Origin of the sequence: Delftia sp. ASV31 (genome assembly GCF_016428765.1) — a bacterium.
Lineage (GTDB): Bacteria > Pseudomonadota > Gammaproteobacteria > Burkholderiales > Burkholderiaceae_C > Comamonas > Comamonas acidovorans.
The window spans coordinates 1-386 of record NZ_JAELTK010000234.1 but is presented as its reverse complement, the minus strand read 5'-3'; the positions used below and the strand labels follow the sequence as shown (position 1 = coordinate 386).

At 71.5% G+C, this 386-nt stretch carries 1 pseudogene; it reads right to left on the bottom strand.

Annotated features, from left to right (window positions below):
- Positions 1-141: 141 nt before the first annotated feature.
- Positions 142-249, bottom strand: a pseudogene (locus tag JHD82_RS29150) (amino acid ABC transporter substrate-binding protein); the annotation flags it as partial.
- Positions 250-386: the final 137 nt, after the last annotated feature.

The following is a 386-nucleotide window of genomic DNA, read 5'->3' as shown; positions in this document are numbered from 1 at the left end:
CCCCCCCCCCCCCCCCCCCCCCCCCCCCCCCCCCCCCCCCCCCCCCCCCCCCCCCCCCTTTTTCATCACCCGCCGACCCCCGACATCTACACTGTTCGCATTTCGTCGGCAGCCCCCCCCCCCCCCCCCCCCCCCCCCCCCCATGAACCACTTGTCATAGAGCCTGGCGAACGCGCCCGACTTCATCATGTCGCCGATCACGCCATCGACCAGCTGCTTGAACTGGGCATCGTCCTTGCGCAGCATGCAGCAGCAGCTTCAGCCCCCGCGCGCGGTGGGCATTCTCGGGGGCATGGGCCCGGCCGCAGGCTGTCTCTTATACACATCTGACGCTGCCGACGAAATGCGAACAGTGTAGATGTCGGGGGGGGGGGGGGGGGGGGGGG